Origin of the sequence: Pigmentiphaga sp. NML080357, assembly GCF_002188465.1 — a bacterium.
Taxonomy (GTDB): Bacteria; Pseudomonadota; Gammaproteobacteria; order Burkholderiales; family Burkholderiaceae_B; genus Pigmentiphaga.
In genome coordinates this window covers 43,569-54,837 of sequence record NZ_NINW01000015.1, presented here as the reverse complement: position 1 = coordinate 54,837, position 11,269 = coordinate 43,569, and the positions used below count along the sequence as shown (strand labels likewise).

The window sequence follows — 11,269 nt, the reverse complement described above, 5'->3', positions numbered from 1 at the left end:
CAACCGGCCTGCTGCTCGGTCTCGTCGGCGGCCGGCGGCGCGCTACGCAGGTCTTCCTGCCGGGGTGCGCGCGTACGGTCGTCGCGGCGGCCTTCGCGGCGCGGCGCGCGGGCTTCCTTGCGGACGTCCTCGCCCTCCTGGCGCTCGCGATCGTCGGCGCGCGCCTCGCGGTTGTCGCGCCGGCCGCGGTTGCCCTGGGCGTTGCGGCGGCGGTTGCGGTTGGCCTCGCGGTCTTCGCGCGATTCTTCCTTGCGCGGACGGGCGGCGGGCTCGACCGGCTCGGCGGCGCTGCCCTTGAGCCAGCCGAACAGGCGCGACATCAGGCCGGAAAAGCCGCCGGCAGCGGCCTCGGCGGGAGCCGGCTGCTTGCCGCGGGAGCCGTTCGCGCCGTTCGTCGCGGGAGCGGAAACCGGCGCGGGCTGGGCAGGCGTGATGCCCTTGACGATGGCCTCGGGGCGCGCCTTGACCTCGTGTTCCTGGGTGGAATAGGCGAGGTTGGTTTCGGGCGCCTCGGCCAGTTCGAAGCTGGCCTTGGTGCTTTCGAGGCGGGGATCGTCGTGCCGGAGACGCTCGATGCGGTGATGCGGCGTGTCCAGGTGCTTGTTGGGGATGAGGATGACGTTGACCTTCAGGCGCGCTTCCATCTTGGCGATGTCGGTGCGCTTCTCGTTCAGCAGGAAGGTGGCCACTTCCACGGGCACTTGGGCGTGCACGGCGGCGGTGTTCTCCTTCATGGATTCTTCCTGGATCAGGCGCAGTACCTGCAGGGCGCTCGATTCGGTGTCGCGGATGACGCCGGTGCCGTTGCAGCGCGGGCAGGTGATGTGCGAGCCCTCGTTCAGCGCCGGGCGCAGCCGCTGGCGCGACAGCTCCATCAGGCCGAAGCGCGAGATCTTGCCCATCTGCACGCGGGCACGGTCGAAATGGAGGGCTTCGCGCAGGCGCTGCTCGACGGCGCGCTGGTTCTTGCCGTCCTCCATGTCGATGAAGTCGATGACGATCAGGCCGCCCAGGTCGCGCAGGCGCAACTGGCGGGCCACTTCGTCGGCCGCTTCCAGGTTGGTGCGCAGCGCGGTTTCCTCGATGTCGCTGCCCTTGGTGGCGCGCGCCGAGTTGACGTCCACCGCGACCAGGGCCTCGGTGTGGTCGATCACCACTGCGCCGCCCGAGGGCAGGGGCACCGTGCGGGCGTAGGCGGTCTCGATCTGGTGCTCGATCTGGAAGCGCGAGAACAGGGGCACGTCGTCGCGGTAGCGTTTCACCCGCTGGACGTTGTCCGGCATGACCACGCTCATGAAGGCGCAGGCCTGGTCGGCGATGTCGTCGGTGTCGATCAGGATCTCGCCGATGTCGGGCGAGAAATAGTCGCGGATGGCCCGGATGACCAGGCTCGATTCCAGGTAAATCAGGATGGGGCCGGCATTCTCGCGGGCGGCGCCGTCGATGGCCGTCCACAGCTGCATGAGGTAGGACAGGTCCCATTGCAGCTCTTCCACGCTGCGGCCGATGCCGGCCGTGCGGGCGATGATGCTCATGCCTTGCGGAACCTGGAGCTGCTCCATGGTTTCGCGCAGTTCCTGGCGATCCTCGCCTTCGACGCGGCGCGAGACGCCGCCGCCGCGCGGGTTGTTGGGCATCAGGACCAGGTAGCGGCCCGCCAGCGAGATGAACGTGGTCAGGGCCGCGCCCTTGTTGCCGCGTTCTTCCTTCTCGACCTGGACGATCAGTTCCTGGCCCTCGCGCAGCACGTCCTGGATGCGGGCGCTGCGCACGTCCACGCCTTCCTTGAAGTAGGTGCGGGCGATTTCCTTGAAGGGCAGGAAGCCGTGGCGTTCTTCGCCGTAGTTGACGAAGCAGGCCTCCAGGCTGGGTTCGATGCGGGTGACGACGCCCTTGTAGATGTTGCCTTTGCGCTGTTCGCGGCCGGCGGTTTCGATGTCGAGGTCGATGAGCTTTTGCCCGTCGACGATGGCAACGCGCAGTTCTTCCTGGTGCGTTGCGTTAAACAGCATGCGCTTCATGTATGAAGTTCTCCGTGGTCGTGTCGCGCCGAAAAACCGGCGCGCAGCCTCGGGCCGTCGGGAAGATGCGCGATGCGCGGAGCGAGTGGAGGAAACCGGTGCGCGAAAAGCCGCACCCCGCGGACTCAGGTCACGATGACTGGCCGGGTGGGAATGCGCAAGGTCGGGAGAGAGCGCAGGCACCGTGGATGCCGCAGCCATCGCCCAGGAACCGCAGCCTGCGGTGGGGACGATGGACGATTGCGGGATCGAAAGCAGTGGTATTCACGGTTTTTGCGAGCCAGACAGACTCGCCTCATGGGCGAGCCTTTGCGTATACGACGACGGTTTCTCTGTACTAGCGTCCGCGGGCGCATATCCGTCGTTGCGTGGCTGGCTTCCATGTATTTGAGGCCATTGCGGTGCGACGAGCGGGCGACCATGACGGCCCGGAAGAATCCGGCGGGCGGGACGGGTACAATTCCGGCACACTTTGCGACCTGTCCAGACCCGGCGGCGTGCTGCAAAGGCTGCATGGCCAGCCGCGATACGTTCGGCGGCGTGCCGCAGCCCGATTGGGCACCGCGGCCAGGGTTCGGAAAGGTCTCGCGCACACCAGGCGGAAACGCCGCGAAAAGCGCGTCTCGACGCCGGAAGTGCGGACTAGGGACATGCGGTCAACGTGTGCGTCAACCCCTGTGCTCCAACCCGCCTGATTCCATCAGGCTTCAGGATTATATGTCGCTCCCATTGTTGCGCAAAGCGAAATCCTCGACCGGCCGGGACCGGCCGGCCAAGTCCCCGGAACCCGCGCCGGCGCCGTCGGTGCGCCTGGTCGAAGTGGACGAGGCGCACGATGGCCAGCGGCTCGACAACTTCCTGCTGCGCCTGTGCAAGGGCGTGCCGAAAAGCCACCTGTACAAGGCCATCCGCGGCGGGGAGGTGCGCGTGAACCGCGGCCGCGTGGCGGTCGACCACCGGATCGCGGCCGGCGACGTGGTCCGCGTGCCGCCATTCCGCCTGCCGGAGGCGCCGGTGCGCTTCGTGCCGGCCACCGAGTTTCCCACCGTCTTCGAGGACGATGCCCTGCTGGCGATCGACAAGCCCGCGGGCGTCGCGGTGCACGGCGGCAGCGGCGTGGACTTCGGCGTCATCGAGCAGTTGCGCCGCGCCCGCCCCCAGGCCAGGTTCCTGGAGCTGGTGCACCGCCTGGACCGGGACACTTCGGGGCTCCTCCTGGTGGCCAAGAAGCGCAGCGCGCTGCTGGGATTGCACCAGTCGCTGCGCGACGGCCTGTGGAACAAGCACTATCTGGCGCTGGTGGCGGGGGACTGGGTGAACGACCGGCAGCACGTGCGCAAGCCGCTCACCAAGTGGTCCACCCAATCGGGAGAGCGCCGGGTGAAGGTCGATCCGGCCGGCCAGCCGGCTCACACCATCTTCACCCTCAAGCGGCGCTACGGGTCGTATTCGCTGCTGGACGCCGAGCTCAAGACCGGGCGCACGCACCAGATCCGGGTGCACCTGGCCAGTTGCGGCTTTCCCATCGTGGGCGACGACAAATACGGCGACGAGCACGCCACCGCGGCGGCCGTCCAGCGCGGGTTTCGCCGGATGTTCCTGCACGCCCACACCCTGAGCCTGCCGCATCCGTCGACGGGAGAGCCGCTGGCGTTCGAGGCCCGTCTGCCCGAAGATTGCGTCAAATTCTTACAGCATCTGGAAAATCCATGATCCGACCCGTCCAGGGCTATTCGCTGATCGTGTTCGACTGGGACGGCACCCTGATGGACTCGACGCCGACCATCATCGCCGCCATCCAGTCCGCCTGCCGCGACCTGGGACTGCCCGTCCCCCCCGACGAGGCGGCCGCCTGGGTCATCGGCCTGAGCCTGCAGGATGCCCTGCTGGCCGCGGTGCCCACCCTCGAGCAGGCCCAGGTGCCGGCCTTCGTCGCCCGCTACCGTTTCCACTACCTGACGCGCGACCCGCAACTGAAGCTGTTCAGCGGCGCCGAGCAGATGCTGGCCGGGCTGGCCGAGCGCGGCGCCCGCCTGGCGGTGGCGACCGGCAAGAGCCGGGTGGGGCTGGAGCGGGCGCTGGACGCGACCGGCATCCGCCGCTACTTCGACACCACGCGCTGCGCAGACGAGACCTTCTCCAAGCCCAATCCGGCCATGCTGTTCGAGATCATGCGCGAACTGGACGTCGATCCGGCTGCAGCGGTCATGGTCGGCGATACCTCGCACGATCTCCAGATGGCGCGCAACGCCGGCATACATGGCGTGGGCGTGACCTACGGGGCGCATGCGAAGGAAGAGCTCGCCGGCTGTGCGCCCCAGACGCTGGTGGGCAGCATCGGCGAGCTCAGCGGCTGGCTGGCCGGACGTGTCGCGGCCAGGGCGGCGTAGCCGCCCCGCGGCTGTCGTGGCGGCAAGACTTGCCCTATCCTACGAATCCAGACCTTTCATAGCGAGTTTCTTTCCATGTCCCAGGATGTCCATTCCGCCCCGCCGCCCGACACGCCGCCCCGCAGCGCTCCGGGCGAGTGGGAGCGCGAAGTGCTGGAGAAGCTGGTCTTCGCATCGCTCAAGGAGCAGCGCGCCCGGCGCCGCTGGACCATATTCTTCCGCCTGCTGGCGCTGGCCATCGTGGTCCTGGTGGTGCTGACGGCCACCGGCGTGCTGTTCGGCGGGTCGGGTTCGGGCACGCCCGACCCGCATACCGCGCTGATCAACCTCGACGGCGTCATCGACGCCGAAGGCGAGGCGAGCGCCGAGAAAATCAACGCGGCGCTGCAGGCGGCGTTCGACGACAGCGGCGCCAAGGGCGTGGTCCTGCGGATCAACAGCCCGGGCGGCAGCCCGGTGCAGGCCGGCATGATCTACGACGAGATCCGCCGCCTGCGCAGCCAGAATCCCGACAAGCCCGTCTATGCCGTGGTCGAGGAAATCTGCGCCTCGGGCGGCTATTACGTGGCCGCGGCCGCCGACAAGATCTTCGTCAACCAGGCCAGCGTCGTCGGCTCGATCGGGGTCATCATGGAAGGCTTCGGCTTTACCGGCCTGATGGACAAGCTCGGCGTGGAGCGGCGCCTGGTGGTGTCCGGCGAGAACAAGGCGCTCCTGGATCCGTTCTCGCCGCGCAATCCCACCCAGCAGGCGCACGCGCAGGCGCTGGTCGAGGAGATCTACCGGCAGTTCGTGAGCGCGGTGCGCGAAGGGCGGGGCGAGCGCCTGCACGAGACCCCCGACATGTTCAGCGGCTTGATCTGGACCGGCGCCAAGAGCGTGGAGCTGGGGCTGGCGGATGAATTGGGCACCGTGGACAGCGTCGCGCGCGACGTCATCAAGGCGGATACCGTGGTGGACTATACCGTGCGCGAGAACTTTGCCGAGCGCTTCGCCAAGCGCGTGGGCGTTTCCTTCGGCGCGGGCGTGGCCAAGACCGGACTGGGCGGCGCCGGCGGCGTCTGGCACTGGAAATAGCGGGCGAAGGGCGGCGCGAACCGCCGCCCGTTCAGCGCCGCAACTGGCCGAGAATAGCGCTCTTGAGCTCGCCGAAACGAGGGTCGGCGCGGTCGCGGGGACGCGGCAGGTCCACGGTCGTCGCCCCGACGATGCGGCCCGGCCGCGGCGCCATGACGGCGACGGTATCGCTCAGGTAGACCGCCTCTTCCACGTCATGCGTGACGACGATGACGGTCACCTGGCGCTGCGACCAGATGCGCAGCAACTCCTCCTGGAGGTAGACGCGGGTGAGCGAGTCCAGCGCCCCGAAGGGCTCGTCCATCAACAGAATGTCCGGCTCGGAAACCAGCGCACGGGCGATCGCCGCGCGTTGCGCCATGCCGCCCGACAACTGGTGAGGATAGGCCGTGGCGAAGGCCGGCAAGCCCACCAGTTCCAGCATTGCCGCCACGCGCGCATCGCGTTCGCGGGCATGCAGGTCGAGGCTGTCCAAGCCCAGGGCGACGTTGCCCGCGATGGTCAGCCACGGAAACAGCCTATGGTCCTGGAACACCATGCCGCGCTCGGCGCCCGGGCCGGCGACGGGGCGGCCGTCGATCAGGATCTCGCCGTCGAAGGCGGAATCCAGGCCGGCGACCAGCCGCAGCAGCGTCGACTTGCCGCAGCCCGATGCACCGACGATGCTGAGGAACTCGCCCCGCTTCAGGTCGAGGCTGATCCGGTCCAGCACCGGCAGCGGCTGGTTGTCCACGGTGTATTGCTTGCCGACGCGGCGCAAAGAAAGCGCCGCGGGGGCGTGTACGGAAGAAGACGTCGTCATTCAGCGGTCCCGCCAGGTCACGATACGTGAAAAGATGCGCCGCGAAGCGCGATTGAAGGCATAGCCGACCAGCGCCAGCGCCACGACGCCGACCAGCACCAGGTCCATGCGGAACAGTTCGCGCGCGGCCACCAGGAACGCCCCTACGCCGCGGCCGACGCCGATCGCGTATTCCGAGCCGACCGTGCCGATCCAGGCGGTCAACAGCGCGATTTCCAGGCCGATCAGGATGGAGGGCAGCGCCGCGGGCAGCACCATCTTCGTCACCCGGCGCCAGGGCCGCAGCTTGAGCACGGCGGCCGTTTCCCAGTATGCGCGCGGGATCGCGCGCACGCCTTGCTCGGTGTTGAGGAAGGCGGGAAAGAATGCGGACAGCGAAATGAACGCGACCTTGGCCGTTTCCCCGGTGCCGAACCAGGCGGTGAGCAGCGGAATCCACGCGAAGAGGGCAATCTGGCGCAGGGTGTGCAGGGTGGGTGCGACGCTCCGCTGCAGCGGCCGCGAGAGTCCCAGGGCGATGCCCAGCGCCACGCCGGCCGTGCTGCCTATCGCCATGCCGGCGACGACGCGTCCAAGGCTGGCGGCGAGCGCGAGCCAGATCTGCCGGCCGTCGGGATCGAGAAAGGGAGCGCCCAGGATCGTGCGCAGGGGGACCAGCAGCGGCGTGCGGATGACCCCGCTATCGACGAATGCGAGCCAGCCCAGGACGAGTGCGGCCGGGACGGCGGCGCCGCGCCACGCACGCGAGGAGATGCGTGCGCGGCTGGCACGCGATGCGGGCAGGGCGGTTTCAGTCATGCGGCGGCACCCAACGGCTCAAGGTCTTTTCGATGCCCAGCAGCACCCGGTCCAGCGCGAAGCCGGCCAGCCCCACCACGATCATGCCCACGATCACCACGTCGGTCTGGAACTGCTTGCGGCCCCAGACCATCATGTAGCCGATGCCTTCGGTCGCGGCCAGCATTTCCACCACGATCAGGGCGATGAACGCGTGGCCCAGGCCGAGGCGCACCCCGCTGAAGACCGGACCCAGGCTGGCCGGAAGGACGAGGCGCGTGAAGCGGGTCCAGGGCCGCAGCCGTAGCGCCCGGGCGGCTTCCAGATAGGCATGGGGAATGTCGCGTATGCCCTGCGAGGTATTGATGACGATGGGAACGAACACCGCCTTGGCCACGATCAGGATCTTGAGCGTCTCGGCAATGCCGAAGATCAAGATAAGTATCGGAATCCAGCCGATGGAGGGTACCGCGAACAGCGCGCGCAACAGGGGGTCGGCATAGTCGCGGGCCGTGTCGGAGACGCCGAGCGCGATGCCTGTGGCCAGGCCCAGCGCGGCGCCGATGCCAAAGCCCAGGCCGATGCGATGCAGGCTGACGGCGAAGTTCGCGGCGATGTCGCCGCTCTCCAGCAGCTCCAGGAAGCTCGCCAGGACCAGCTCCGGCGCGGGCAGGATCTGCGGCGCCATCCAGCCGCGCGAGGCGGCCAGCTGCCACGCGCACAGCGCCACCGCGGGCAGCAGCAGGGGCAGCAGCGCCGAGCGCCACGCGCCGGCGTTGCGGGGCCGGGGCGCGGACGCGGCCGGGGCGGCGATGCGGTCCAGGCGGACGTCGGTACGGGCGGTCATCTCGTCGTCCTCCCGGTCAGCCTTCCAGCGGCTTGCCGTTCGCGTCGCGCCGCGGCCATGCCTGCTCGAGCTTGAGCTGCTGCAGCGCCTGGTTGACGTACTTGGGCTGGAACCATTGCTGCAGATCGATGCCGGCGCGTATCAGCTTCTGGTCCTTGCTGAAGGCGATGGCGTCGCGGTATTGCGAAACGAAGAAGTCGTCGATGCGCGGATTGAACACGTCCTTGAGCGGCACGCCGTCGTATTCGCTGCGCAGGGCTTCATAAGGTACGCCGGAGCGGGTCCAGATGCGCAGCGCTTCTTCGCGGTTCTGCTCCGCGCTCAGCCACGCGGCGGCGCGCACCAGGCCGCGCACCACGCGCTGCGTAGCCTCGGGATACTGCTGTTCGAACGACTCGGTCACCGTGATGGCGCCAAAACCGGCCGCCTTGGGCCCGATGTCGTGCGAGCTGTAGAACACCTTGACCAGGCCTTTGTCGCGCAGGGAGAGCAGGACGCTAGACCCGATGACCGCGTCCACGCTGCCCGCGGTAAGCGCCGCCAGCTGGTCGGCCGTGCTGAGGTCGAGCAGCGTGACGTCCTTGAGCGTCAGGCCGTTCTGTTCCAGCGCCTTGAGGAAGGCCCAGTGCAACACCGTGCCCTTGGCCACCGCCACCCGCTTGCCCTTGAGATCCTTGAACGACTTGACCGGCACGTCCGGCCGGGCCACGCCGAAGATGGTAGTGTAGCCGTAGGACGTCACGATGCGCGTGGGCAGGCCAGCGGCCTTGCCGACGATATTGGGCAGCGCGCCGTACTGGGCGAAGTCCAGGCGCTTGTTGGCGATCGCCTCGTTGATCGCCGGACCGGTGCCGGTGAAATACTCGAAGCTCAGCTTGACCGGCGTGTCCTTGAACTCCTCCGCAATGAAGCCCTTGCCTTGCGCGATGGCGAGCACCGCCAGCCCATACGGCTTGCCGAAACCCTGCCCGAAACCGCCGAAGCGTATCTGCTCCGGCCACGCCTGCGCCTGAGCGGTTGCTGACACAACGGCGAGCACCGCGGCCGCCGCAAATCGAATGAATTGCATTATCTGTCCTAAAGGAATGGCCCACTACGCGCTGACGCGCGCCCAGCATGGTGAGTCCCCTGGACCGGCGGAGCCGGATCCACCGCATCCTGGGTCTAGTACCGCTTTCTTGGAATGTGGCGCCGGTGCTTCGCTGGCTGCCAGCGGTAGCAACGGTGCACAAACCAAGAAACTCGTACTAGATCCAGGGCGCCGCGGATCCGGCTTTGCCGGTCCGCTAGCGCCGCCCCCTGGGGGGCGCGCGAAGCGCGTAGGGGGGTATTTATTAATGGGCGCGTTCAAGCAACTCGAAACTGCTGTCCCGCTTCGCCGTGGCCGTCCTTCCCGATCCCCAGCCTATGGAGGACCGGTAGCTGCCCATCAGGGCCTGCACGCGGGGAGCGGTTTCCACCGCGGTCGCATCGGGACGATCGGCCGAGGGCGCCACGTACAGCGCATCGGCAGGGCAGTACAGCTCGCACATGAAGCAGGTCTGGCAATCGGCCTGCCGGGCGATGCGCGGCGGGCCGCCGGGCACGGCGTCGAATACGTTCGTGGGGCAGGCGTGCACGCAGATGTTGCAGGCGGTGCACCGTTCGGCGCTGACGATCTCGATCATGCCGCGGCCCTGCCCCCGAACGCGCCGGGAATGGCCGGTGTCGGTACCGCCTGCGCCCGCACCCAGATCTCGTCCAGGCCGCCGCTGACGAGCCGGTGGTGCTGCGCCGGATCGAGCGCCGGGTGTTCCGCGCGCCGGTGCATGCCGCGCGTCTCCGTGCGCTGCAGGGCGCTGCGATACATCCAGCGCGAGGTCGCGAGCATGGCCGCCGCCTCGCGCGCCCGCACCACCTGCACGCCGCCCGCCGCGGGCCGGCCGCGGCGCACGCGCGTCCACCAGGCATCCAGCCGCCCCAGCGAGTCTTCGAGCAGTGCGCCGCTGCGGGTCCAGTTGCGCCCGGTAGGGAAGACCTCGGCCTGCACGGCGCGGATCACCTCGTCCGGGTCCCACACCTGGGCGGCATCTTCGCCGAGTCCCACCGTAGCCGTCCGATGCGCGCGCCGATGACTGAAGGCGCGCGCATCCCGGGCGAACGTGGCTGCGCCGGCGCCGGCCCAGAAGCCGGACGACATGGCCCAGGCGGCGTTGTGGCTGCCGCCGCCGGTGAAGGCGCCGCATATCAATTCCCGCGTGGCGGCGTCGCCGGCCGCGTACAGGCCGGCCACGGTGGTGGCGCAGCTTTCGTCGACGACGTGCAGGCCGCCTGTGCCACGAACCGTGCCTTCCAGCCTGAGGGTCACCGGGAAATGCTGCGTGAAGGGATCGATGCCCTGCCGGTCGAAGGGCACGAAGAAGTTGGGTTGGGCGGTGCGCATCCAGGCGCGGACCTGTTCGTCGGCCCGATCCAGGCACGCGTAGACGGGCTGGGTGGCAAGTGTCTTGGCGATGACGCCGCGTCCGCGCGAGGAGCCCGCGCCTTCGATGCGGCGTCCGTCGCGGTCGTAGAAGCTTGCCCAGTTGTAGAACAGCGACTTGGTGACCGAAGCGAAGGCCGGCCCCAGCCCGTAGGCATTGGAGAATTCCATCCCCGACAGCTGGGCGCCGACTTCGGCGCCCAGCAGATAGCCGTCGCCGGTCAGCACGTTGCAGCCGAGCGCGCGGCTGAGAAAAGCGCAACCGCCCGTCGCCAGCACCACTGCGCCGGCGCGCGCGATCCAGGTCGATCCGCTCTGCCGATTGATGCCGTACGCGCCGCAGACGGCGCCGCGGTCGTCCACCAGCAATTCCAGTACCGGACTGTGGTCGAGGATGCGCGCGCCGGCGCGCTTGGCGGCCTTGCGCATCAGCCGCATGTAGTCGGGGCCTTGCAGCGAGGTGCGGCGCAACTGGCCGTTCTCGTCGACGGGGAAGGGATAGCCCCATTCGGTGAGCGTATCGATGTTGACCCAGGTCTGTTCGAGCACGCGGTCCATCCAGGCGTGCTCTGCGAGGAAACCGCCCATTTCGAGGCGGCTGGCCTTTGCCTTCTCGCGCGCGGCGGCGTCCCGCGGGACGTGCCAGACGCCGGTTCCCGACGGCGCCGTCGCGCCCGAGGTGCCGCAATATCCCTTGTCGGCGAGCAGGACGCGCGCACCGCGCGCCGCCGCGCTGACCGCCGCCCACGTGCCGGCGGGGCCGCCTCCTATGACCAGCACATCGGCATCGTGGCGGACCGAGGCGTCGGCGCCGGACAGGACGTGCAAATCGTGTACTGCCATGTTCATCTCTCCTGGGACCGGCCCGCGGCCGGAATGGCGGGGACCGGATGG

The 11,269-nt window shown here is 68.7% G+C and carries 10 protein-coding genes; 3 read left to right on the top strand and 7 right to left on the bottom strand.

Translation table 11 applies throughout. The features are described from left to right. Positions 1-2,021: Rne/Rng family ribonuclease (locus tag CDO44_RS03880; protein ID WP_233146031.1), on the bottom strand; the 2,021-nt coding region annotated here is incomplete at its 3' end. Between the two features lie 717 nt (positions 2,022-2,738). Between CDO44_RS03880 and CDO44_RS03875 the strand changes: the two genes are divergently transcribed. The 3 genes from CDO44_RS03875 to sppA all read left to right on the top strand — a co-directional run bounded on the left by CDO44_RS03875 (position 2,739) and on the right by sppA (position 5,488). Beyond that, complete coding sequence (locus CDO44_RS03875; protein ID WP_087779088.1) at positions 2,739-3,734, top strand: RluA family pseudouridine synthase; 996 nt, start codon at positions 2,739-2,741, stop codon at positions 3,732-3,734. Then, entirely contained in the window at positions 3,731-4,411 is a 681-nt protein-coding gene (locus CDO44_RS03870) for an HAD-IA family hydrolase (RefSeq protein ID WP_087779086.1), read from the top strand. Before CDO44_RS03875 ends, CDO44_RS03870 begins: the two co-directional genes overlap by 4 nt. A gap of 75 nt (positions 4,412-4,486) precedes the next feature. After that, entirely contained in the window at positions 4,487-5,488 is a 1,002-nt protein-coding gene (gene sppA / locus CDO44_RS03865) for a signal peptide peptidase SppA (protein WP_087779084.1), read from the top strand. Positions 5,489-5,519: 31 nt separating this feature from the next. On the opposite strand, the gene CDO44_RS03860 is transcribed toward sppA, so the two are convergent. The 6 genes from CDO44_RS03860 to CDO44_RS03835 form a co-directional block, all read right to left on the bottom strand. Then, on the bottom strand, positions 5,520-6,290 hold the full coding sequence (locus CDO44_RS03860; RefSeq protein WP_087779082.1) for an ABC transporter ATP-binding protein: 771 nt from the start codon (positions 6,288-6,290) through the stop codon (positions 5,520-5,522). Continuing rightward, on the bottom strand, positions 6,291-7,088 hold the full coding sequence (locus tag CDO44_RS03855; protein WP_087779080.1) for an ABC transporter permease: 798 nt from the start codon (positions 7,086-7,088) through the stop codon (positions 6,291-6,293). Further along, positions 7,081-7,914, bottom strand: a complete 834-nt coding sequence (locus CDO44_RS03850; RefSeq protein ID WP_087779078.1) for an ABC transporter permease — start codon at positions 7,912-7,914, stop codon at positions 7,081-7,083. The genes CDO44_RS03855 and CDO44_RS03850 overlap by 8 nt, the downstream gene beginning before the upstream one ends. A gap of 16 nt (positions 7,915-7,930) precedes the next feature. Further along, a complete protein-coding gene (locus tag CDO44_RS03845; RefSeq protein ID WP_087779076.1) occupies positions 7,931-8,983 on the bottom strand; it encodes an ABC transporter substrate-binding protein in 1,053 nt (350 codons plus the stop codon). Positions 8,984-9,248: 265 nt separating this feature from the next. After that, positions 9,249-9,581, bottom strand: a complete 333-nt coding sequence (locus CDO44_RS03840) for a ferredoxin family protein (RefSeq protein ID WP_087779074.1) — start codon at positions 9,579-9,581, stop codon at positions 9,249-9,251. Then, a complete protein-coding gene (locus tag CDO44_RS03835) occupies positions 9,578-11,218 on the bottom strand; it encodes an FAD-dependent oxidoreductase (RefSeq protein ID WP_198951291.1) in 1,641 nt (546 codons plus the stop codon). Before CDO44_RS03835 ends, CDO44_RS03840 begins: the two co-directional genes overlap by 4 nt. Positions 11,219-11,269: the final 51 nt, after the last annotated feature.

Coding starts and splice junctions, on each gene's coding strand:
- CDO44_RS03875 (WP_087779088.1), top strand. CDS start 2,739: ATGTCGCTCCCATTGTTGCGCAAAGCGAAATCCTCGACCGGCCGGGAC.
- CDO44_RS03870 (WP_087779086.1), top strand. CDS start 3,731: ATGATCCGACCCGTCCAGGGCTATTCGCTGATCGTGTTCGACTGGGAC.
- sppA (WP_087779084.1), top strand. CDS start 4,487: ATGTCCCAGGATGTCCATTCCGCCCCGCCGCCCGACACGCCGCCCCGC.
- CDO44_RS03860 (WP_087779082.1), bottom strand. CDS start 6,290: ATGACGACGTCTTCTTCCGTACACGCCCCCGCGGCGCTTTCTTTGCGC.
- CDO44_RS03855 (WP_087779080.1), bottom strand. CDS start 7,088: ATGACTGAAACCGCCCTGCCCGCATCGCGTGCCAGCCGCGCACGCATC.
- CDO44_RS03850 (WP_087779078.1), bottom strand. CDS start 7,914: ATGACCGCCCGTACCGACGTCCGCCTGGACCGCATCGCCGCCCCGGCC.
- CDO44_RS03845 (WP_087779076.1), bottom strand. CDS start 8,983: ATGCAATTCATTCGATTTGCGGCGGCCGCGGTGCTCGCCGTTGTGTCA.
- CDO44_RS03840 (WP_087779074.1), bottom strand. CDS start 9,581: ATGATCGAGATCGTCAGCGCCGAACGGTGCACCGCCTGCAACATCTGC.
- CDO44_RS03835 (WP_198951291.1), bottom strand. CDS start 11,218: ATGGCAGTACACGATTTGCACGTCCTGTCCGGCGCCGACGCCTCGGTC.